We start from the raw sequence: 24,866 nt of genomic DNA, 5'->3' as shown, positions 1-24,866 counted from the left end.
TCACTTCTTGCAGTGCCAATATATTATTACACACGAAAGCAGAAAAAAAATTTGCTGAGAGAGATAAATTAAAAACAATTAACTTGATTTCTCCCACACTTTTTTCAAAATGATGTTTTACAGCACATAACGAGATAATTCAAAATATAAAAGCCTCATTCGAAAATGAGACTTTTAATAAAAAACTTAACCCTACAATAAATTAGAATTTGTAAGCTATGCCAACGCGGAAATCATTAGTTTTGTAACCAATTTCCATTTTATCATGTGCAAACTTCTTTTTACCAAAATCTGAATAGCGATACTCTGCGCGCATAATCATATTATCAGCCATTGCAAAATCAACACCACCTCCCAGAGTATAACCAACCATGGTCTTTTTTTCATCATAAAAGAAATCAGCAAAATCAACTAAATTACGTTTCTTTTCATCTGATTTTTTATAGATATTTCGAAGCTGTGTATAAGCAATGCCTCCCGCAACATAAGGCATCACACGATCAGCAGAAAAACCAACGCGCACACGCGTAGCACCAAACCACTTTTGTTTTAAAGTATAGCGCATAACCCCAGGAAACGCCACTAAATCCTCGTCACGATATTCCTCTTCTTTCTCCCTGTCACTCCGATCACTCCGCTCTATTTTTCTTAGATTTATTGATATCGCATTAATAGCTTTTGTATCCTTTTTACCAGACCACATTATGTCTGTATCAATCCCTATAATAAAACCACGCTCGATATCAACATTAGATCCTGCATAAATGCCACCTACAAAACCAGAAAGTTGAGGTAAATTTTCCTTTTTAATTGGGTTCACTCTCCTTGTATTTCCATCTCCTAAATAACTCAAGGAAGTCCTCCCTGAAAGACCGCCAATTTGGCCTCCAAGGTAAAACCCTGTCCATGAAAAAGCTGGAACTATAACTGCAGACGCTGTTGGCTCAAAGACTGTATCCTCTGATGCCTGCGCTACAGATACTAAAATTAAAGCAAAAATGGATGTTGTGATTAAATACTTTGTAGTCATAATTGCTCCCCTAAAAGCTCATGTGACACATATAATAAAAAATGGTTTCATATTTTTTTGGAAAAATCTATAGTAAAAATGACACAGTTATAAAAAAAATAAAAACTTAATTAAAAACTATTTAAACTTATATCTTTTTCAAAAAAGTTATCATTATTATCAGCTTTTATGATCATAACTTAATATTACTTAGCTCTACAAAAGTAATGTCATATCAATGCTTAAAAGAAAACTACATTTGCGAACGTAATCGATAAAAATTTTTACTCGCTTTGCAAAATATAATCTCATGTTTATTGCAATAAAAAACAATATGTTTCCTATAATTTTTGTGATATTTTTTCTCAATTGATGTAATAAAAGTGCTAATGTTTGTTTCTTTTTTGAAAAAGCCTGTAGAAACTTTGAAAGCATGTAGCTCTCTAACCTGATGCTTCTTTATACCAACATGCGTTGTGGTACTATCTATTATTATACCACTTAAAGAGAGAAAAAGTGCAATTTAAATTTTGAATAAATCATAACACTAAACATGCTAATCTAGCATAAAAACAACCCCAACCAGCAATGAAAATTAACCAAAAATAACTTTAACCATCTGTTTCAATAAAATGCATAACGAAATAAAATATTCGAAAACTAACATGATAAATCAAAAAATGAGTGAAAATATACATAACTCAGGTAAAATTACTATTTTATCAATAAAAATGCTTTTCAATTGAATAAATACCTTCGCTCTATACCCAAAAATCTATGGAGTTAAAACTATAACAACTTCAATGTTTCATGATCTGTGTAAAAATTGAACGTACCGATTGCCCTGCTTCCTTAATTAAATTTTCCACACGAAGTAAATCAGGCTCTCCAATACTGTTTAATAAAAGGTCACTTAACCTAGGTGGCATATCATTAGGATTGAGGGTGTCATTTAAGCAGAGTCGTATAATTTGGCTCAAATTTGTATATAAACTATATGCACGATGTAAATCAGAAATACATGACTGATTGAGAAAGCTGTTTGGTAAGTGAACCAAAATATCTTCTGTAGTCGCTCCAATTTGAAATGCAGTCACATGAGTAATAAGAGCATATTGGGCAATAAACTCAATATCCATGATACCACCAGACATAGTTTTCAAATCCCATAGATTTTCTGACGGTTTTTCTTTTTCAATCAAAGTACGCATTTCACACACTTCTTTTGCGACTCTCTTCTTATCACGAGGAAAAGCAATAATTGCACAAACCTCATTTTCTAACTTTTGCAAAAAATCCCGATCCCCAGCTATTCCCCGCGCTCGTGTTAAAGCAAGGTGTTCCCATATCCACGCGTCTTCACAATAATATTTTTTAAAAAATTGAAAAGAAACAGCAACAGGACCTTTATTTCCTAATGGACGCAATCTTAAATCAGCTGCATAAAGAATACCTTGGCTTGTAAGAGTTGATAAAGCAGCAACAAAACGTTGTGTTAAACGAGTATAATATTGAGAAATATAAAGAGGTTTCTCTCCATCAGATATTTCTGCATCCTCATCATGTTCATAAAGTACAATAAGGTCAACATCTGAACCAGCAGTTAATTCACGACTTCCGAGTTTACCCATACCCAGTATGCCAACACGCCCTCCTTTAATATTTCCATGAAAAAGAGCAAATTCTTTTTGGACCACAGAAAACGTTTTTTTTATCATAAGATCAGCAAGCGCAGTGAACGCAAAACCTGCTTTATTTGCTGCAATTGTATCGTTTAGAATTCGAATCCCAATCAAAAAACGTTGCTCATCAGCAAAAATTCTTAAGTGATCAAGAGTTTCTTCATAAGAAGTTATATTTTCAAGAAAATATTCAAGCCGACTTTCTAGATAAGATTCTGTTGGTACTTCTGAAAAAATTGTTGAATCCAACATCCCATCAAAAACATGTGGTTTACGTGTAATAATCTCTGCAAGACGCGGAGCGGCTCCCATGATAAGCACTAACATATCCAAAAGAGATGGATTAGATTGCAATAAGCTAAACAACTGAATCCCTGAAGGTAAACCTTGTAAAAAGCTATCAAAACATAACATTACTTCATCTGCTCGTTTGGTAGCGCCAAAAGCTTTCAAAAGCGCCGGTGTCAATTCCGTTAATCTTTCACGTGCTTCAGAAGATTGGGTAACTCTGTAACGTCCACAATGTAATGTCCGCATAATACGACAAATATCACTTGCTCTTTCAAAACCCAAATGGCTTAACGTTATTAATGTCTCTGGATCATCTTCTTCTCCTGTAAAAACTAAATTGCCAATTTCTAATCCAAGTTCTTGCTCGTTTTCAAACAGTGCTGCATAATGTTTTTCAACAACTCGAAGCGTTTTTAATAAATCGCGAATAAAACAACTACTTTCCTGATATCCCATCAAATAGGCAACACTTGTGAATTGAGAAACATCGCTTGGTAAAAGATGCGTCTGTTCATCTGCAAGCATCTGAATACGATGTTCAACATTCCGCAAAAAAGCATAGCTTTTTATAAGGCTATCTCTCGTTTTTTCACTGATCCAACCGAGAGTATGGAGTTTTGCCAACATTGCAACTGTCTGACGCCCACGTAATTGGGGAAAACGTCCACCAGCAATTAATTGTTGTGTCTGAACAAAAAATTCAATTTCACGAATACCGCCTCGTCCCAGCTTTACATTATGACCATAAGCTGCAATTTTACCATAATTTTTATATGCGTGAATTTGACGTTTTATCGAATGGATATCAGCAATAGCAGCGTAATCTAAATATTTTCGCCATATATAAGGAGAAAGCTCTTTGAGAACGTTAAAGCCAGCTTTTTTATCGCCAGCTACGGGACGTGCCTTAATCATAGCTGCTCGTTCCCAATTTTGACCACGTCCTTCATAATAACGTAACGCAGCCCTTACTGGCAATGCCAAAGGAGTTGAACTTGGATCTGGTCGAAGCCGAAAATCAAGACGAAAAACATATCCTTCTGCAGTACGTTCTTGAATAATACGGATCAATCGACGTACCATTTTAGAAAAAACATCGATACTCTCATAAAGATTAACAATATGAGGTGACATTTCATCAATAAAAACAATCAAATCAATATCAGAAGAATAATTAAGTTCTTCTGCACCTAATTTTCCCATAGCCAAAATGATTAAACCGCAGTCTTTTTCTGGATCATCACGGCTAGATAGGCTTATTTTGCCCTGATCATATGCTTCTCTCAAAAGAAAACGCAAAGCCACGCTTAATGCGACTTCACCCAAACGGGTCAACCAAGAACATGAAACTTCGTAAGTAAAAACACCACTTAAATCAGCTAAAGCAATTAAAGTATGTGCTTCCCGTTTTTTGCGTCTTAAAGCTGCCATCAAGAAAGTTTCATGAATAGATTCATTTTTATCAATGAGTGCAATATCATCTATAATTTCACTTAGCCTTGTTTCTATATCAACATTCAACAAGGGGCTAAGATATGACGGATTAGCAATTAACACTTCACGCAAAAAAGGCGATAAGGTCATAACTGCACTTATAAAATCAACCTGCTTTCCTTTATCTGCAATATAAGCAACAAGCGGTTCTAAATTTTCTTTCTTTGCCTGCTCTTCAATGTCTTTCAACCATTGAAAACCACTCTCATCAAGAGGGCGTAAAGGAAGAAGTTGTGTTTTTAAAAAAGCACTTTTCATCTCCACTCCCTTGAAAAATCATTTTCCATTTTATTGCATAAGACCCAGAAAAATATGCGCTATACGTAAAAAGAGTCAAATAAAGAACTCATACTTTAAGGAAACAACAAAACAGCTCTAAGCCCTGGATTTGCATTTTCAAGCAAAAGCTCACCTCCATGAAGCTTCATAACAGCCTTTGCTATACTTAAACCAATACCAAAACCAGGCTGTGTACGACTTTCTTCAAGACGAACAAATCGTTCTGTTACTTTTTCACATTTATCCGCTGCAATTCCTCGACCATTATCACGAACAACTACCATCAAATGCTTTCCACGGTATTCCATTGAGAGGCAAACCTCAGCTTTTTCTTCATCATTAGACGCATATTTAATCGCATTATCAATAAGATTAAAAATTGATTGTGCAATAAGCTCACGATTCAATTTCAGCTCTTTATCAAATGTATTCCCTAACCGAAGCAAAACCCCTGATTCTTCAGCAAAAGGTTCATAAAGCTCAACTGCATCTTCAAGAATTATCTTCATATTCATAGTCTCAAGATGCTCAATCGCACTGCTCGCTTCAATGCGCGAAATCATTAAAATAGCATTAAAAGTACGAATAAGCTGATCGGATTCAACAATGACACCATCGAGTGCTTGTCGATATTCAAGCTCTGTCTTTTTCCCTGAAAGGGCTTCTTCAGCACGATTCCTAAGGCGCGTTAGCGGTGTCTTAAGATCATGAGCAATATTATCCGATACTTGCTGCAAACCAATATTTAATTCTTCAATGCGATCTAACATAACATTAAGATTAGCCGACAATCGGTCAAATTCATCACCCACCCCAGAAACAGGTAAACGCCCACTGAAATCACCCTCCATTAAACGCTGAGATGCAGCTGTTACATGATCAATCCTTTGTAATGCTCGTCTACCAACAAAAAACCATATTAATAAAGCCCCCCCAACCATTGCTGCAAGAGCAATCATCACTGCTTTACGAATAACCATTGCAAAGCGTTCTGGCTCATCTAAATCTCGCCCTATAAGAATTTTCATAGCATTTGGTAAATCAACAATAACAGCAAGAGCGCGATGTTCACTTGTTTTTCCATGTTCTCCAAAACGCGAATATAAGAAAGAATTCAAAAGAAAGCCATTATTACTTAAAACGCCAATTTCAATACGTGCAACATTCCCTGCTAAAATGCGTCCCATAGGATCAGTAACAAGATAAAGGAAAGCTCCTGGTTGTCGTGAACGATAATCAATCGTGCGCATCAATAAAGGTAGTCCACCATATTTATAAGTATTTTCAATATATTTTAACTCTTCATACAGCGCTTGTTCAGTCTGCTCCGTTAACAATGAAGCAGAAAATGCCGTCATATAAATGGAAAGCCCTGTTGCAACTAATCCAAACAGCAAAATATAAAGCGCCGAAAGCCTCAACGCAGTTGTACGCATTATATTGATCAAACGATTCATATTTTGTTATCTGCTGCTTTCAGCATGTATCCAGCCCCACGTACAGTATGGAGAAGAGGGACATCAAAATCTTTTTCAATTTTTGCTCTTAAACGAGAAATATGAACATCAATTACATTTGTTTGTGGATCAAAATGGTAATCCCAAACATTTTCCAAAAGCATAGTGCGTGTCACAACTTGACCAGCATATCGCATCAAATATTCTAGTAAACGAAACTCCCGTGGCTGCAATGTGATATTCCTGTTACCACGTTTTACTGTATGTGCTAATCGATTGAGTTCAAGATTTCCTACGCGATAAATGGTCTCCGCCCCTTTAGGATTATTACGCCGCTGCAACACTTCAACACGAGCAAGAAGTTCGGAAAAAGCATAAGGCTTCGTCAAATAATCATCCCCTCCTGCACGCAAACCCGTTACACGGTCATTCACCTGCCCCAAAGCAGAAAGAATAAGAACTGGTGTTTTATTGCCTTTAGCGCGTAATTCAGCAATAATAGAAAGACCATCACGATGCAGAAGCATTCGATCAACAACCATTACATCATAGCTTTCTGTTTCAGCTAACATATATCCTGTATCTCCATCATATGCAACATCAGCCGAATGCCCTGCTTCTAAAAAAGCTTTTTCGAGATAACGCCCCGTCTCACGATCATCTTCGATAACGAGTATCTTCATAAAACGCATCTCCGTTATTTTATCAAATGGAATTATAGGACAAAGATTTATAAAACCTCTGTCCTATTTTAAAAAATATCATTTTTTGAAAATTGGAAGAGCTACATAAAGATAGCGATCTTTTGTTTGCACGTATAAGGCTATATAATTTTGTCCTAGCTTTTGTGCATTCTTGATCGCATCAGTAATATCAGATACCTTTTTAATAGGTTTATAATGAACTGCCACGATAACATCACCAGGGCGTATTCCCTGATATGCAGCATCTGAATCTGAATCTACATTAGTTACGACCACCCCTAAACCATCATCAGAAGGAGAAATAGTTAAGCCATAATCTTCCAATACTTCGTCTGCATCATTGCGCCCACTTGAATATTTTGAGTTCTCTTTCGCACCTGCATCCTCAGGCATTGTGTCGAGTTTAACCTTAATACTTTCCTCTTTACCAGATCTCCAAATACCTAAAGTTACTGTTTCTCCTGGTTCACAACTCGCAATACGCTTTGCTAAATCACGAACATCAGCAACCTTTTCGTTATTTATTGAAACAATCACATCACCTGCTTTAACACCAGCCTTTTTTGCTGGTCCCTTTAATGGATCACTTACTAAGGCACCTTTTGCTTCTTTCAAACCAATCGCATTAGACATTTCTTTCGTCACAGGCTGAATCTGAACCCCAAGCCAGCCACGCAGAACTGAACCTTTTTTAATAAGTTGTTGCACGATCTGTTTTGCTGTCGTTGCTGGAATCGCAAATGCAATTCCAATATTTCCTCCAGAAGGAGAATAAATTGCTGTATTAACCCCAATAACCTTTCCATTCAGATCAAAAGTTGGACCACCAGAATTTCCTCGATTAACAGCAGCATCAATCTGAATAAAATCATCCTCAACACCAGCACCAATATCACGTCCACGTGCTGAAACAATACCTGCTGTCACAGTCCCACCAAGGCCAAAGGGATTGCCGATAGCAACAACCCAATCACCAATGCGAAGCTTTTCATCATCACCAAAATCAACATACGGAAATTTTCTTTTTTCATCCACTTTTAATACTGCAAGGTCAGTCCGCGGATCCGTCCCAACGAGTTTTGCATTCAGTTCTGTTCCATCATCCAAAACAACAGAATAACTTGTACCATCAGAAATTACGTGATTATTGGTTACAATATAACCATCAGACGAAACAAAAAAACCTGATCCAAAAGCTATAGGACGAGGTCTACGCAAACGCTGTAACGATCTGTTATCTGGCCTATTACGCTCATAAAATTCTTTAAAAAACCATTTAAAGGGATGTTGATCTGGGATTTGATCAAGACCTGGACCATTAAAGAAATCACCCCAAGACCACACTTCTTTCTTTTTATCGCTCTTCACTTGCACTGAAACAACAGCAGGTTTTACCTGAGAAACAATATCCGCAAATCCCCCTCCCTGTTGCTGTAACGGAGTAACCACAGAATTTGCATGAGCTGCCGTCACCCACAAACTTGATCCCCACCCACTAAAAAACAGTGCACCTTCCAACGCCACAGAAAAGCTTACTGCAACTAATGTTGAAAAAAAAGTTTTTTTAACCATTCTATATGTGCTCCTATTCAGTAATATTATCTTGATTGCACATAATTTATAAAATAGCAGACCTTACCGTTTTCTGTCTAAATTATTAAAATTTTGTAAGATTAGATACAGCAATTATAATTATAAAAATAAAGTGTTGGTTTAAACGCAGCAAGCTTTTCCCCATTAAATATTTATTTTAACCTAGCGATATTTTGAACTATTGTTCCTCATCAATACCTAAAGTGATTACTTTTCGCATCCGTATTATCGCCTTACTCTGAAAAAGGTGATACTTATACCAATGATCATAATTATCAAAGGCGATAACCATAAAAACCATGTTGTTTTATTAAAAGGCGGTTTCAATAAAATAAATTCACCATATCGCTCAACAAGAAAATCAGTAATCTCCTGATTGCTATCACCCATTTTTAACCGTTCACGGATCAAAAGCCGTAAATCGCGTGCAAGTGAAGCATCTGAATCGTCAATTGATTGATTTTGACAAACAGGACAACGCAAATGTGATGAAATATCACGTGCACGCGATTCAAGAATTGGGTCATTTAAAACTTCATCTGGCTCTACTGCACTGGCTAACGACAGAGAAAAAATAGCAACTAAAAAAAACCAAATCCCAGATAGCGTCTTTTTCATCTCAATGCCTTTCTGACAAATTTAAAGCAGGAAACCATCCGTTGATGCAGCCCAACACGAAACCAATAACCAAAAAGAGAAAAACACCCACCCATAGCCATCATTAATGCGCCCAACCAAACACAAATCACGTAAGGCTTCCACCAAATATGCACAGCAAGTCCCTGATCGTTTATACGTCCTGGTACAATATACAACTGAGACAAGCCATGATTTTGAATACCTACCTCCGTTGTTGATGTATTTTGACTTGCGTAAAATCGCTTTGACGCCATTACGTTGCGTACTGTATTTTCATTTTCATATATTGCAAAATTAAAATTTATTGCAGAATAATTTGAACCTGCATCTTTTTGTACTTTGTCAAAGCGAACTATTTTATCCGCTATCGTCACCATATCTCCTATATCCATGGTTAAGATACGCTCTTGCGTAAAAGTTGCAACACAGACAATCCCAAACAGCGTAACACCTAACCCCATATGTGCCATTGCAGCACCAAAAACTGACCATGGCAATCCAATAAATCTTTTAACCCGCACAACCAAAGCTATCTTGTGATGTCCACTCTTCCTCCAAAGATCAGCTAAACTTCCTAAAAAAACAAAGACTGAAAGCCCAATTCCTAAAGCTGCAAAAATATCACGCAAAGAAGTTACATAAAATGTTATAAAGCAAACCACGCAAACTAATGCCAAAACAAACCACAATCGTTCAAAAATCGCGAGAAAATCACCACGTTTCCATGCCATCATTGATCCAAATGGAACCAACAACAACAGTAATATCATTAAAGGTCCACAGGTAAGATTAAAAAAGGCAGCACCTACAGAAATTTTTTGTCCAGTAAATGCCTCAATAAAATAAGGATAGAGCGTACCAATCAACACTGTTGCTGTTATTGTTGTGAGCAATAAATTATTTAAAACAATAAAACCTTCACGTGAAATTGGTGGAAATAATACACCTGCTTTTAAATTAGGTACTCGCAAAGCAAAAAGAAGAAAAGCTCCTCCCGTGAAAAAGAGTAGAATAGCAAGAATTGCTTGCCCACGTGCTGGGTCAATAGCAAAGCTATGAACAGAGATTAAAAGGCCTGAACGAACAAGAAAAATTCCTATAAGAGAGAGAGAGAAAGTAAGGAGAGCTAAAAATAATGTCCAATTTTTCAATGTTTCCCGTTTTTCAAGAACAAGAGCAGAGTGCAAAAAAGCTGTTCCTGAAAGCCATGGCATAAATGCAACATTTTCAACTGGGTCCCAAAACCAATAACCACCCCATCCTAACTCATAATAAGCCCAATAGGATCCAACCATAATACCCAATGTCAAAAAAACCCAAGAAAGAAGAAGCCAAGGACGAACCCAACGCGCCCAAAATCTATCGATATACCCTATAACCAATGCAGCTATTGCAAAAGAAAAACAAATAGAAAAACCAACATAACCCAAATAAAGAAGTGGCGGATGAATCGCTAAAGCAATATCCTGTAAAAGAGGATTGAGATCATTTCCCTGCAATGCTGGTGGATGAACACGTAAAAATGGGTTAGATACAAAAAGAATAAATAAAATAAAAGCGCTTGTAATTAAACTTTGGCAGCTTAAAACTAATGTCTTAAATTGTTTCGGTAATTGTTTACCAAACAACGCCATCAATGTACTAAAAAAAGCGAGACTTAAAACCCATAATAACATGGATCCTTCGTGATTCCCCCAAACGCCTGTGATTTTATAAAGCATAGGCTTTTCTGAATGACTATTCTTAACAACATTCAGAACAGAAAAATCAGACATTATATGAGAATAAACAAGAATTAAAAAAGATAATAACACCAATATAAAGGTGATGTATGTCGATGGAACCCCTACCTGCGTTAACATGTATGATCCCCGCAAAACACCAAAAATGGATAAAATTACCTGTAAAAAACTTACTGCAAACGCTGCAGCTAAAAAAATATGACCTAGTTCAACGAGCACAGTCAAATTGCCCTTCCATACCGTAGAGCTTTTTTAAGCAATCAGCTGTTTTTTTAGACATATAAGTTTCATCGTGTTTTGCTAAAACGCGTGTACCAATAAAAAGTCCTTGCTTATCAAAATATCCTTCTACGATAACACCTTGTTCTTCACGAAAAAGATCTGGCAATATACCATTGAAAATCACTTTTTCGCGTTTCGCATTATCAGTTACAAAAAAAGTAACTTTCGTCCCGCCAATATATTCTACCGTTCCTTTTTCGACAAAACCACCTAAACGCAAAGGACGTCCCATTAAAACATCTTCCCTTGTGATTTCAGACGGCATTCGGAAAAAGCTTACCGTATTACGCATTGCATACATAATGAGACTTGCCGCAATTAACATAATAAAAACGCACAGTAAAATCATTAACAATCGCGTTTTTTCCCGTTGCTTTACAATAGCTTTCAATGAAGAAAAATTTTTAAAAGACTGACTCTTCATAGACCCATCTACGAAAATATTTTTATAAATACGTTATATAGGCACCAAATTATTATTCATATGCCTTATCTCTTAGAGAGCTTCGCACATCTTTTATATGGGTGCAACTTCTTATCCAATATCTCTCCCCTCCCCAATGCCTTCTTCTTATTTTAACAACCTAAAACTGATCTACAATCACTTTCTGAATCTTCTAATTGAGTGTATTACGTAACTGAATTATCATTGCTTCAACACGCAATCGCCCCGCAAAATCTTCAGGCATTGTATCAAGAAAATTTTGTAAAAACTGTATTGCCTGCACAGACTTCCCTGCCTGACGAAGAGCATCAGCAAACAATAAACGAGGATAAAGATCTTTGGGTGCTAAATTCATAGCCTTTTGAAAAACGTTTTGCGCTTCTCTCGTAATCATCCCTCCCTCATAACCGACTAACGCTAGACCATATCCTACAAGTCGTGGAGCGGATTCTCCATTCAAACCAAGCGCATCTAAATACATGTTTACTGCATCCTGAAAACGACCTTCTTCAAGGTATCCCACTGCTAATGCATCTGCTAGCTTACCATCATAAGGCGCACGCAAAAAAAGCACTTGCAAACGAACAAGTTGCTCACGTTTACTGAGCGTCTTGAAATCCTTCTCCATTAACTCACTAAAAAAATAACTTTTAACCTGTGGACTACCTGTCAAACTGTAAATACCCCATGTCATAAGAAGCACAAATAAAATAATAAAAATTTTAAGAGCATATGTATTTTCATAATGCGTATAAGGTTTATCAAATTCAACAAAACGCATATAGCTGCTATAAATATCAACAGCTGAAACTCGCCTATCTTTTCTTGGAGCACAGCTAAAATGCAATGCAAAAAAAACAATCATCAAAAATAGAAGAAAAATTGCGGCAAAAACTAACAAGAGCATATCACTTTAGCACCAATAGAAAATAAAAAAGCGTCGCTAATTATTCCTCTTATTCATTAAAACACCGATAAAAAACGATAAATAACCATTCTTCATCCCTAGCATTGTAAAGTTTATCATCAACTCCTCCAAATGCGCATAAAAGCACAAAACAAAACTTTATCTTATATTTTAATTACAGACATAAAATGATTTTTTGCTCTGTTATATCGTGTGCACAAATATTGCTCCATCTTTACAAAATTTAATATAATACACCCTTAGAAGAGGAAAATATGCTTATCGTCTTGGTAATAAAACTTTTGCATATAACCCACCTAAATCAGAACGCGATAAGAAAAGATTTCCACCATATTCATTAACCATATCTGAGACAATCGCTAATCCTAACCCTGTTCCTGGTTTACTTTCATCAAACCGATGACCTCTTTTTAAAGCTCCATCAATTTGTTCTTTTGTTAAACCAGAACCATCATCTTCCACGATGATATAAAAAGATTCTTCTTCTTCAACATTTTTTTCTAAACAACAAGAGATCAAAACTTTAGTGCACGACCACTGGGCAGCATTCTCAATCAAATTACCAACAATTTCCTCTAAATCTTCCCTTTCACCAGAAAAAACAATATCATCTATATCCATGATAAATTGAAACTGTTTCTCAGGATGAAGCTTTTCCATAACACGCATTAAACGCTCAATCACCCTGCGGACAGGTGTATGATAAACAACACTGTCACATTGTGCTGCAATCCGAGCACGCTGCAGATAATGATTTATTTGTGCCTGCATTATCTCAGTTTGCTCTCTTAATAAAATCGCCTGCTCTCCGCACATCTTATCAGCCTCATTCATAATAATTGATAGAGGTGTCTTCAATGAATGAGCAAGATTGCCAACCTGCATCCGAAATCTTTCAATAACACGCTGATTATTATTAATGAGAGCATTCATTTCTTGTGCTAACGGCATAACTTCGCTAACTAAATCCGTATTCACGTAATTAATCCTACCCTCGCGAATATCATTCAATGACTGTCGAATAAGCTTCAACGGTCGAAAACTAAAGAAAATAATAGCAATATTGACAAGGACACTGCCTATACCAAAACTCCAAAGAAAAATTTGTAAAGTTCGCTGAAATTCTTGTACTTGTGCATGTACTTCATCGATATTCCCAACAAGACGAAAACGCGCAATATGATTTTGATTATCCAAAACAACATCACTCTCAATTACTTGTAGATTTTGACCATTGATCCCCTTTATCCGATAAAAACGAAAGAATTTTTTGTTAAAAGATACGCCTACATCATTCGATGAAAGTATTCTCCTCATTCCTAGCGACGGGGATGTTAACCTTCCTTGTAAATTAGGTGATATAGCAACAACTTCCCAATACCAACCCGATGTTGGATCTAAATAACGGATATCATCAACCCCAAAACCTCCTTTTAAATTTCCCTCAGGTGACACAGTTACTGTCGCAATAAGACTGTACAGCTGAGCAGAAAGGATGCGCTTTAGACTTTGTTCACTTGAGCGTTGATAAAACAAAATACTAATCGCAGAAATTGATGAAATCGAAATAACAACCCATAATGTTGAAAAAATCATAACGCGTAGACTGAGAGATTTACCAACGAGAAAAAATACCTCTCTCAACCCACTACTTTTTTTCAGAACTCTCATTGATCACCTAGCGCTCGCTTTCACGCGATAACCCATTCCACGAATGGTTTCAATCAAATCTACCCCAAGCTTTTTGCGCAATCGTCCTACAAAAACTTCAACAGTATTTGAATCTTTGTCAAAGTCTTGATCATAAAGATGTTCTGTAAGCTCCGTCCTTGAAACTACCCTATCGCAATGGTGCATAAGATATGAAAGAAGTCTGAATTCGTATGACGTCAATTTAATTAACTGACCATCAACAAAAACACGAGAAGTCTTGGTATCTAATAAAACCTCACCACAATGTAGTGCGCTTGTCGCATGACCAGCAGCTCGACGAATTAATGCCCGCAACCGTGCCATTACTTCTTCTAAATGAAATGGTTTAACAACATAATCGTCGGCACCCGCATCAATGCCAAGTACCTTATCAGACCAACGATCTCGTGCTGTGAGCATTAAAACAGGCATAGAACGCCCCTCTTTGCGCCATTTTTCAACAATACGGATTCCATCTAAACGCGGCAAACCAATATCGAGGATTACAGCATCATAAGACTCCGTACTGCCTAAAAAATAAGCTTCTTCACCATCAAAAGCGCTATCTGAAACATAGCCCGCATTTTTTACAGCTTCTGCTAATTGATGATTGAGATTCCGATCATCTTCAACAATTAAAATACGCATTATAATACACGAAAAGGTTTAATCTGCGGGTACGGAAATCTCCAAACGACGTAATTTTTCACCATCATGAGTAGGCACTATAATCATAACAATACACTTCTCTTTTCTATCCTGAAAAACGGGGGTTGAACGTACTAAAACCCCCCTTTGTTGAGCAGCAACCTTCCTACCAACTTCGGCGCATCCAGCAGCAAAAACAGAATCCCCCCACAGAAAGGCTGCTATTATTATATATAAGAAAACTTTTTCCATTATGAATATTTCATAATCTATTTTATCTGAATATAATATGAATAATGTTTTTTCTATTCAAAAATTACGTCTAAGGGATAATTTATTCTCTGTGCAACAGAATAATAAGAAAATATTTTTTCAAAATTGAGTAATTAAAAAATACAGTCTTTTTTAAGAATTCCGCAATAATTGAAAAATACAGTTTTTTTTAAAAATATAAAAATTAAATACACAATCTATAAGTTATGAGAACTGTGTTATTGTAATATTTAAATAATATCTTTCTTTGTTAAAACTATAGCAAAAAAATACTTTCATTCCATATAATCATTACAGAATTATTTTGTTGCATTACTTTGTTATAGGCTCTCTCATTAGATGTTTGATTTTTTTAAAAAAAAGAAAGCACAACACAATAAACCATTTCACAGTCCTGCTCTCATTGAATTAGATGCACAGCTAGACACAGCACTTTATCGCATACGCTTTGCTCATAGTGTTTTCTGGAAAAAAGCAAAAATTATCTCACAATGTTTTCATATACGAGGATGGAAGCGATTTATAATCGAAATTCTTGATGAAACACTGACATTAGGATTGATTGGTTTCACCATTTTCACCATCGCTGGCATTTCTATTTTTGAATTAACCCAAAAAGATTGGTATTCGCCCAAGAATTTTTCCATTCTTTTTTTAGATCGATATGGACACCCCATTGCTCACCGTGGCGCACTACCAGTATTATCCGTCCCAGTTGAAGAAATGCCCGATCATGTTATTAAAGCGGTTCTAGCAACAGAAGATCGCCGCTTTTTCAATCACTGGGGAATTGATTTGCACGGTCTCACACGAGCAATCTTGCAAAATATGCAAGCGAAAGGTGTCGTTCAAGGTGGCTCAACCATTACACAGCAACTAGCTAAAAATTTATTTTTAACAAATGAAAGAACCATAACCCGCAAAATCAAAGAAGCTTATCTTGCTCTTTGGCTAGAAGCAAATTTTAGTAAAAAGCAGATCTTGCAACTTTATCTTGACCGTGCGTACATGGGAGGCAGTAATTTTGGTATCGCGGCAGCTGCAAAATTTTATTTTGGTAAAAATATTCGCAATGTATCCCTTAGTGAATCGGCTATGTTGGCAGGTCTCTTTAAGGCTCCAAGTAAATACGCTCCTCACAACAACCTACTTGCTGCTCAAACACGTGCCAATGTAGTGCTTTTCAACCTCGTTAATAGCAAATTCATGACAGATAGCCAAATTATCAATGCCCACCGTCATCCTGCCAGTGCTATTACAAAAACAAAAAATAATCAGCCTGATTACTTTCTTGACTGGGTATTTAGTGAAGTCAAAAAAATTAGTGATCAACTTCCAAGTCATACTTTAATCGTTCAAACCACTCTTGATCCTGATATTCAAAAAGTAGCAGAAGAATCAGTCAAATATCATTTACACCGATATGGTCAACAATATCGCGCAACACAAGCAGCTGTTGTCATTATCGACAATAACGGAGCTGTACGTGCAATTGTTGGAGGACTTGATTATAATAAAAGCCAATTTAACAGAGCAACACAAGGTGGACGGCAACCTGGTTCTTCATTTAAACCCTATGTTTACGCAGCTGCAGTAGAACGCGGTCTATCACCCTCAACAATCGTTTTAGATGCCCCTATCAATTGGGGAGGCTGGTCTCCCAGAAATAACTCTGGCCGTTATCTTGGTAAAATTGATTTAGCGACTGCCTTAGCCTTTTCTATCAATACAGTGCCTGTCTATCTTACACGTCAATATCTTAAGCATGACATTCAACCAATTATAAATTTGATTAAAAATATGGATATTACTACTCATATTGTGTCACATAAAACGATTGTTCTTGGTACATCCAATATGACACCAATGGATCAAGCAACTGGTTTTAATGTCTTTGCTAACGGAGGTATGGCTGGAAATCGCCATAGCTTCACAAAAATCAGTACAACAGATGGACATGTGGTGTGGAATTGGGAGCATAACGGGAATAAATTACATCGTGTCATCAGTGGACAGTCAGCAGCTTACATGAACCAAATGATGGTTGGTGTCACAACACGAGGATCGGGTAAACGTGCTGCTCTACCTATGACACTTGTTGCTGGGAAAACTGGAACATCACAAGCTTATCGTGATGCGTGGTTTGTTGGCTTCACTGGTAATTATACTGGAGCTGTATGGATGGGAAATGATGATTTTTCATCGATGAATCGTGCTTTTGGTGGTGGTGTTCCTGCCATGATATGGCACCGTATCATGCTCTATGCACACCAAAATATAATGATAAAACAACTTTATGGTGTAAAAAATTCTCTCCGCCCTTATCAGTTTAAAAAACTTCCCTCTCACGATAATTTTGTGTTTCCACCTCAAATACCTCATACACTCTCACCTGAAACATCCAATATTGTGCGATTGATTAATAAAGATTTAAAAAATCCGTCTGCAATCTTTCCAAAAACAAAAATTATTAAAGATTCAACGCTTTAAATTAGAGATATCCTATAATGTTTCTTAATATTGCTCTTCCTTTTTTAATCTTTGTGTTTTCTATTTTATGCGGAATATTTAGTGTTAATTATATGCTCAATTCCTTTAACAATTTTGGACGATTCGCAATTGGAGAATGGAATGCTTACCCACAAGTAGGAACCACCCAAACTGATCCTTACACCCGAACACGCACTGCTATACGAGGCAACATTTCACTTGGACGAACAGAGGGTCTTGTCTTTCAAATTTGGAAAGATAATCACGGACGTCCACTATATCCTCATTGCCATTATTTGCTAAAAGGACATATCCCTGAAGCCCGCCTCTTTACCCTTTATACAGCTGATAAGCTCCTTAAACCATATACTTCATCCAAAAAAATACCCTTTGAACTTTACACACATAATATTATTTACGAAAATGATGGCTCATTCCGCATCAATATTTCACCAAGACCACAAAGTGGGAATTGGCTTGCAACAGTTAGTCAGAAAAAATTTGGGCTCATTCTTACTTTATATGATACCCCAATCATCTCTGCAACTGCATTACAAAAGCTCATTATGCCATCTGTAGAACAAATTTCATCAGGACAAAAAAACTGTGACTAAATTCATTCACGCTGGTCTTCTTGCAAGTATTGGTGCTATCATTGTCCATATTTGTATTTTATTTCTCATTCCCTATTACGCACAAAATAATATATGGATACGGCTTAAAAAGTCGGCAGATCCTTATCAATTTTCTGATATAGATATTAGCAATCCCATCTATCAATCTGCTGACCCATTCTTTATTCTTAAAGTTTGTAGATTTAATCTCGACAATGGCCCTGTTCATTTAAAGACCTTGCAGACAACACAATTTTGGTTACTATCAGTCTACACACAGGATGGAATTATTTTCTACAGTCTTAATGATCGAACAGCTCCTCATGCAGCACTTGATCTTATTATTGGAAAACCTGTACAAATAATAGAACTCAAAAAATCAAAGCCTAAAAATAATACTAATGCAGTTTTAGTTGCTAAAGATTTAAATCAAGGTTTTGCTATCTTACGCACCTTTGCACCTTCTTCACTTGCAAAACAGACAAGTGAAACCTTCCTTTCGTCTGCAACCTGTCGCAGGTTCAAGGGATAAAAAATTACTGAGCTGCAATTATACAACCCCTCTGTTTCCGTCAAAGCGAGAAAAAACACACAAAAATAGCAATTTTTAACTTCAACCAACTAAGCATAAATTAGGATACAATTCTTATTTCAACTTTTAAATACCTAAACTTTTTAATGTAATAAAAATTATAAAAAATGGTCCGCGTAACAATCGCGAAAAAACTAACCTCTCTTATGTCCTTAATATAACTAAACGAGCAGCAAAATCGCTCCTCGTGTCACATTAGCCAATAAATGAACGGTTATAATAAATTAAGAGTAAACAGCCAAAAATTTTGGGATAAGCTACCTTCATATTAACTCAACCACAAAGCTTGTTATCTGAACTTTATTTATCCTGATTATAACCATTATTTGTAAAACTTAATCAATGATACGATAAATCAATAAAGAGAATAAAATTGCCCACATGAATTCACTAGAATAACTCTTAAAGTTGATATGTTAGAGAGTATCCTTGTCCTCAAAAATAAGTGCTTTACCTTTTGTCATATAACCAGAGATTTTCTGCAAGATATACACTCTGAAAAAAAATTTTTACTGTCTACTGTTTAGGAAAAGAAAGCTTAATGAAAAAGAAATATGTTCGGTTAATCTCAAGAGCAGCGATATGGTCTCCCCGTTTTGGTGTATTAGCTTTCATGATTTTATTATTTTCTGTACTTTTACAGCACTTTTCTATGATTTATGTTACTGACTTCATGATTTTGATAACAATTGCTACTTGTTTTATTGTTATTTCTTTCTTTCTTGCTATAAAAGCACTTTACAGTTTATGGGTGTATGGTGCTCAAGGTGGAATGAAAGCTTTAAAAGGCATTATTTATTCATTGATAACTGCCACACCCTTGGTATTATTTTTCGGATTGTGGTTTACATTACCAGCTATTTATGATGTTTCTACTGATACACAGAAACCGCCAGCCTTTTTTCGTACTATACGTCCCAATGATGCTTTACCACTCAAAAGTGTTTTGATTGAACAAGCGGCATTACAGATATCAGCATGGCCTGAAATGTCGGGACGTCGTTATGATGGCTCCCCTGATCGTATTCGTGAATCAGTTCTCAATGTTTTAGTTGCTCACGGTTGGCCTGTTGTGACCCAACGGAGATTTAAGGGTGAAGAAGACGAGTTCTATATTGAAGCAATAGCAAAAACTTTTTATCTTGGTTTTATTTCAGACATTGTGATTCGCTTAACTAATGAAGGAGATACAACCTTTGTTGATATGCGTTCTGCTTCACGCTATGTACCAAGAGATTTTGGTACGAATGCTGCTTTTATTATCGATTTTATGAATGCGCTTGACACAGAAATAGCTTCACTCCCTCTTCCTCAGGATAGTGAGTAAAAACCTAAAGTATTAACAGGATATATTTAATAAAGCAGCTTACTTCCAAAGAGCTTTTACACGAGCAAAAATAGATAAATTAGTGATTCTTTATAAAAATTTATAAGCACATTAAAAAGCAATTATCAATATCAAAGCAATTCGACTCTTTTTAACGAATAGAACTTGGCTGGGGTACCTGGATTCGAACCAGGGAATGCCGGTACCAAAAACCGGTGCCTTACCGCTTGGCTATACCCCAAAAAAGAACATATTCACACTCACATTCGCACCTTATAGCGATTCCTATGATCGTGTGCAACATCTGAAAATCAAAGCTCATACTTTTTTGGTATAAAATTTAAAAGTTTTGTTAGTACCGCGTTGATACAAAATTTGTAGTAAGAATGAGTATTTGATTAAACTCTTAAAAATAAATTTTTTTATCTATCAGTTCTTTAAATTTTTTGTATTTTGCCATTTTATTTTCTGATTTCATTGATAATCAAATGGTTTTAATTTTATTAATATATTCAATAAATCATCATTCTGCACAGCTTGTCATAGTAATTTTTTAATATGTGTTTAAACCTAATATATTAAAATGATACAAAAAGAATATAAGAATTTTGTGTATTTATATACTCTTTGACCATATTTTAAATTTTCAATTATTCAACATATATAACGATTCATCTTTTTTCATACATAGACTGAACTAATTCATATATAACAAATATTATAGAATTATCACAGCGAATCTCATTTTTAAGCAATATGCGCAAATTATTAATCTTAATTTGGTTTATGTAATGGTGCTAAGAGCTGTAAAAAAACAGTAATATCTGCAAAAATCAGCCTCCATCAGTCCATTAAGGCAGTGTAATTAAATAACAACACATTTAGTAACGAATAAGCGAGAAAAATTTTTCCAAAATAGGCAGAAAATTTCAGTAAAATTTGAAGAAATATTTTAAGTGGGAAAATTAGCAAAAACGGATAAGTGTTTAAGTTTACTGTTCACTTTTTAGAAAAAAGATAAGCATATTTCCCATTAAATGAAGGATATAGGAGTTTCTTCAAAAGTAAAATGATATAAATTAATAATTTTATTGATTAAGCGAGGTTGCACCTCCAAAAGCTCATTTATGAGGGAATGGTTATTAAAACTAATTTATACAAATAGATATTCAACATTTGCTTTTAGATGCCGTAAATGGCAAATTAAATGTGTGGAGTAAGCTTAACAATTAGAATCGAGGAGATTTTTACATGGCTTTTGAATTGGCTGAATTGCCTTATGATTATGATGCCCTTTTGCCTTATATGTCACGCGAAACACTTGAGTATCACCATGATAAGCATCATCTTGCCTATCTTACCAAGACAAATGATCTTGTAAAAGAGTTAGGCTTAGAAAATGAAAGTTTAGAAAATATTATAAAAACAAGCTTTAAGCAGAATGTTGGTTTATTTAATAATGCAGCTCAATGCTATAATCATAACCATTTTTGGCTTTGGATGAAAAAAGATGGTGGTGGTCAAAAACTACCTGAAAAACTAGCAAAGGCTATTGAATCTGATTTGGGCGGCTATGATAAATTTCGTGCAGATTTTATCAATGCAGCTATTACCCAATTTGGTTCTGGATGGGCATGGGTTGCTGTAAAAAACGGTAAGCTTGAAATTATGAAAACGTCTAACGGTGAAAATCCTTTAGTTTATGATGCTCAACCTGTTTTGGGTGTTGATGTATGGGAGCATTCTTATTACATCGATTATCGCAATGCGCGTCCGAAATACCTTGAAGCCTTCGTGGACAATTTAATTAATTGGGATTATGTTTTAAAACTTTATGAAGACTGTGGATTTTAAGTTATTTACATAATTTTCCACGTTATATTAAAGGCTCCATAATTCGATAAATTATGGGGCCTTTTTATAAAAAAGATAAAATTAACAGAAATTTTTTCCAACTATTTTTAGAATATATGCATAGATATACGCGGTTTCTTTCAACTGTGAAAAACGCCCCGCTGCGCCCGCATGGCCTGAGTCCATATTAATGCGCAATAAGATCACATTATCGTCTGTTTTTAAATCACGCAATTTTGCTACCCATTTTGCAGGCTCCCAGTAAGTTACACGCGGATCTGTTAATCCAGCGACCACAAGGATAGAAGGGTATTTTTGAGTCTTGACATTATCGTAGGGCGAATAAGAAGCAATAAGATTATAATCTTCTTGTGATTCAAGAGGATTTCCCCATTCAGGCCATTCTGGAGGTGTTAATGGTAATGAAGCGTCTAACATAGTTGTTAAAACATCCACAAAAGGCACATTAGCTACGATTCCAATAAAGTCCTGTGGAGCTATATTTGCGATAGCACCCATCAACATTCCTCCTGCTGAACCACCATAGGCAATAAGTCGATCATGAGTAGTGAATTTATTGTTTACAAGGTAGCGACCACAAGCAATAAAATCTGTAAATGTATTGTATTTAAAAAGATGTTTTCCTTTCTCATACCATTCAACACCTTTTTCTTTTCCTCCACGAATATGGGCGATTGCATAAATAAAACCTCTGTTAACTAAAGAAAGTACATTACTATTGAAATTAACAGGAACGGAGATTCCATAAGCACCATAACCGTAAAGTAGGCAAGGTGCACTACCATCAAGAGCAGTTGTTTTATGATAAAAAAGTGAAATGGGAATTTTTTCACCATCATCCGCAATTGCTGTAACACGTCGTGTTACATATTCATCTTGATTATGCCCAGAGGGAATTTCTTGCGTTTTTAAAAGCATTCGTTTGCGGCTTTTCATCTCATAATCAAAAACTTGATTAGGTGTTGTCATAGATGAATAAGAAAAGCGAATAGTTTGGCTATTATACTCTGCAGCACCGTGTAAACCTAAAGAATAAGCTTCTTCTGTAAAAGCAATGGAATGAATTTGTTTGCTAATACGCTCCATTACTTGTATACGAGGCAACCCTTCAAAGCGTTCGATCCAGATAAGAAAATCTTTATAAGCATCATGAGATATGATCAAACGCCCAAGCTGGTGCGGTACAAGGTCAGACCAATTTTCTGATTGTGGAGATGAATATGGTGTTACCATAATTTTAAAGTCTTTAGCATTACCTAAATTGGTAAGAATATAAAAGACATCACCGCCTTCTGTAAGTGAATACTCAATACCTTTTTGTCGCTTCCGCACACATTGGGGAGCAGTAAGGGGCGCCTCAGAAGGAATCAGCCAAATTTCTGACGTCTCATGATCATGAATATTAATATAAATAACATCATTAAGCTTAGAACCACTCACATGTAAAAAAAACCCTGGATTATCTTCACGAAAAATAAGCTTATCTTGCGATTGATCGGTATTTAATTGGTGATAATAAAGTTCAGAAGGTCGGTGATTTTCATCCATCTTAGTATAGAAAAAACCTTCAGATTTAGCATCCCATACGATCTGCCCAGATGTATCGGTAATTATATCCATACAATCAGATAATGTTTCTAAGTTACGAACCTTTGCTATGTAAAATTCTGACCCTTTGTCATCATAGGTCCATACAACATGCGTATGATCAGGAGATTCCTGAACTGAACCAAAATTGAAATATTCTTTACCTTCAGCCAAAGCATCACCATTAAGATAAAAGTTTTTTTCTCCTCCATTCCTTGATGTACGAAAATAATGTGGTTGTTGACCTCCGGCAACATAAGAAAACCCGTAAGCAAAAGAGCCATGTTTGATAGGAACGGAACTATCATTTTCTTGAATGCGGCTTTTCATTTCGGCAAAAAGCAAATCTTGTAATGGTTTTGTATCAGCCATTTGGGAAGCTTGATAAGCATTTTCCTTTTCAAGGTGATGTCGAATATTTTCATGAAGACAGCTTGGATTTTTTAAAACATCTTGCCAATTAGATGCACGCAGCCAATGGTAAGGGTCATCACGACAAATTCCATGATATATTTTTTTATGAGTGATTTTAAGTGCTTTTGGAGGAAGTACAGAAGAGTTGGTCATACACGATCCTGTGTTAGCAAATGTTGAAGATTTTATTTATATGTTAGAATCATACCATTTATATCATAGCGTAAATCTGTAGCTTTTGCTTATTTGCAAAACACAGCTAAGGTAAACTTTACGTTTACACTGTGAATTTCTCTTTACCGCATACTACTTAATATTGTTTTCTCTATACGTGTAGTGCCACTCTAGATAAAATAAATAAATCAGAAAAATCTAACCTATTGGTAATCGAATCAAATTTTTCAAAAAGTAGAATCAACTGCTGAGCACAATATTAGATGGCACCGGTACAACCCAAGAAGGAAAAAAACCTTTAACGTTCGTGCCATGTGTGATTGTGTATGTTATTTTAGTGTTAACGTTTTATTTTCTCTACGGCATACATTTTGACTTTTTATTTTGTTTACCGTTCTTTGCAAAACTTTAAAAATCACTTAAATCACTTTTGATGTTTAAAAAAAAATCATTTTATAATATTATAAATTGTATTTTTCAGAGTAAATATTTAAGCTGTAAGATTATTAAATTACAAAATTAAAGTCTTGTTTTATATATCACAGTTGTGAATTTAATAATTTTATTTATAAATTTGCTATAAGATAAACAACTTTATGATATATTCTATCTTTATAAATGATATTCTATAAATT

18 protein-coding genes and 1 tRNA gene are annotated in these 24,866 nt (G+C 35.6%); 5 read left to right on the top strand and 14 right to left on the bottom strand.

All coding sequences use genetic code 11. From position 1 onward, the window contains the following. Positions 1–202: 202 nt before the first annotated feature. From V5N67_RS02455 to V5N67_RS02400, 12 genes are all read right to left on the bottom strand, one after another. A complete protein-coding gene (locus V5N67_RS02455) occupies positions 203–1,030 on the bottom strand; it encodes an outer membrane protein (protein WP_332060324.1) in 828 nt (275 codons plus the stop codon). A 779-nt stretch (positions 1,031–1,809) separates the two neighbouring features. After that, complete coding sequence (locus tag V5N67_RS02450) at positions 1,810–4,734, bottom strand: bifunctional [glutamine synthetase] adenylyltransferase/[glutamine synthetase]-adenylyl-L-tyrosine phosphorylase (RefSeq protein WP_332060323.1); 2,925 nt, start codon at positions 4,732–4,734, stop codon at positions 1,810–1,812. A gap of 95 nt (positions 4,735–4,829) precedes the next feature. Further along, positions 4,830–6,212, bottom strand: coding sequence for a sensor histidine kinase (locus V5N67_RS02445; RefSeq protein ID WP_332060322.1), 1,383 nt, complete (start codon positions 6,210–6,212; stop codon positions 4,830–4,832). After that, positions 6,209–6,895 (bottom strand): winged helix-turn-helix domain-containing protein, encoded by a 687-nt coding sequence (locus V5N67_RS02440; RefSeq protein WP_332060321.1) that lies wholly within the window; start codon positions 6,893–6,895, stop codon positions 6,209–6,211. Before V5N67_RS02440 ends, V5N67_RS02445 begins: the two co-directional genes overlap by 4 nt. Before the next feature lie 78 nt (positions 6,896–6,973). Beyond that, the gene (locus V5N67_RS02435) at positions 6,974–8,488 is read right to left on the bottom strand and encodes a Do family serine endopeptidase (RefSeq protein WP_332060320.1); all 1,515 of its coding nucleotides are present in this window, start codon (positions 8,486–8,488) and stop codon (positions 6,974–6,976) included. Between the two features lie 246 nt (positions 8,489–8,734). Then, the gene (locus V5N67_RS02430; RefSeq protein WP_332060319.1) at positions 8,735–9,127 is read right to left on the bottom strand and encodes a cytochrome c-type biogenesis protein; all 393 of its coding nucleotides are present in this window, start codon (positions 9,125–9,127) and stop codon (positions 8,735–8,737) included. Then, entirely contained in the window at positions 9,124–11,109 is a 1,986-nt protein-coding gene (locus tag V5N67_RS02425; RefSeq protein WP_332060430.1) for a heme lyase CcmF/NrfE family subunit, read from the bottom strand. Before V5N67_RS02425 ends, V5N67_RS02430 begins: the two co-directional genes overlap by 4 nt. Beyond that, positions 11,099–11,596, bottom strand: a complete 498-nt coding sequence (gene ccmE / locus V5N67_RS02420) for a cytochrome c maturation protein CcmE (RefSeq protein WP_332060318.1) — start codon at positions 11,594–11,596, stop codon at positions 11,099–11,101. The genes V5N67_RS02425 and ccmE overlap by 11 nt, the downstream gene beginning before the upstream one ends. A 193-nt stretch (positions 11,597–11,789) precedes the next feature. Continuing rightward, the gene (locus V5N67_RS02415; RefSeq protein WP_332060317.1) at positions 11,790–12,524 is read right to left on the bottom strand and encodes a tetratricopeptide repeat protein; all 735 of its coding nucleotides are present in this window, start codon (positions 12,522–12,524) and stop codon (positions 11,790–11,792) included. Positions 12,525–12,803: 279 nt separating this feature from the next. Further along, complete coding sequence (locus tag V5N67_RS02410; RefSeq protein ID WP_332060316.1) at positions 12,804–14,216, bottom strand: ATP-binding protein; 1,413 nt, start codon at positions 14,214–14,216, stop codon at positions 12,804–12,806. Between the two features lie 3 nt (positions 14,217–14,219). Next, positions 14,220–14,885 carry a response regulator transcription factor gene (locus V5N67_RS02405; RefSeq protein ID WP_332060315.1) on the bottom strand — a complete coding sequence of 222 codons (666 nt, stop codon included), beginning with the start codon at positions 14,883–14,885 and terminating at the stop codon, positions 14,220–14,222. Positions 14,886–14,903: 18 nt separating this feature from the next. Further along, the gene (locus V5N67_RS02400) at positions 14,904–15,137 is read right to left on the bottom strand and encodes a hypothetical protein (RefSeq protein WP_332060314.1); all 234 of its coding nucleotides are present in this window, start codon (positions 15,135–15,137) and stop codon (positions 14,904–14,906) included. Between the two features lie 360 nt (positions 15,138–15,497). Here V5N67_RS02400 and V5N67_RS02395 point away from each other — a divergent pair, with 360 nt between their 5' ends. From V5N67_RS02395 to V5N67_RS02380, 4 genes are all read left to right on the top strand, one after another. Next, positions 15,498–17,648, top strand: coding sequence for a transglycosylase domain-containing protein (locus tag V5N67_RS02395; protein ID WP_332060313.1), 2,151 nt, complete (start codon positions 15,498–15,500; stop codon positions 17,646–17,648). Positions 17,649–17,665: 17 nt separating this feature from the next. After that, positions 17,666–18,262 (top strand): DUF1214 domain-containing protein, encoded by a 597-nt coding sequence (locus V5N67_RS02390; protein ID WP_332060312.1) that lies wholly within the window; start codon positions 17,666–17,668, stop codon positions 18,260–18,262. Then, positions 18,255–18,794, top strand: a complete 540-nt coding sequence (locus V5N67_RS02385; protein WP_332060311.1) for a DUF1254 domain-containing protein — start codon at positions 18,255–18,257, stop codon at positions 18,792–18,794. The genes V5N67_RS02390 and V5N67_RS02385 overlap by 8 nt, the downstream gene beginning before the upstream one ends. Before the next feature lie 601 nt (positions 18,795–19,395). Continuing rightward, the gene (locus tag V5N67_RS02380; RefSeq protein ID WP_332060310.1) at positions 19,396–20,181 is read left to right on the top strand and encodes a DUF1499 domain-containing protein; all 786 of its coding nucleotides are present in this window, start codon (positions 19,396–19,398) and stop codon (positions 20,179–20,181) included. 166 nt (positions 20,182–20,347) lie between these two features. Here the strand turns inward: V5N67_RS02380 and V5N67_RS02375 are convergent. Then, positions 20,348–20,422, bottom strand: a tRNA-Gln gene (locus V5N67_RS02375). 1,010 nt (positions 20,423–21,432) lie between these two features. Here V5N67_RS02375 and V5N67_RS02370 point away from each other — a divergent pair. Further along, a complete protein-coding gene (locus V5N67_RS02370) occupies positions 21,433–22,035 on the top strand; it encodes a superoxide dismutase (protein ID WP_332060309.1) in 603 nt (200 codons plus the stop codon). A gap of 81 nt (positions 22,036–22,116) precedes the next feature. On the opposite strand, the gene V5N67_RS02365 is transcribed toward V5N67_RS02370, so the two are convergent. After that, on the bottom strand, positions 22,117–24,210 hold the full coding sequence (locus V5N67_RS02365; RefSeq protein WP_332060308.1) for a S9 family peptidase: 2,094 nt from the start codon (positions 24,208–24,210) through the stop codon (positions 22,117–22,119). Positions 24,211–24,866: the final 656 nt, after the last annotated feature.

It is taken from the genome of Bartonella rhinolophi, assembly GCF_036576165.1.
GTDB lineage: Bacteria > Pseudomonadota > Alphaproteobacteria > Rhizobiales > Rhizobiaceae > Bartonella.
Note: the sequence above shows the minus strand (reverse complement) of the source record. Positions and strands in the feature narration are given on the sequence as shown.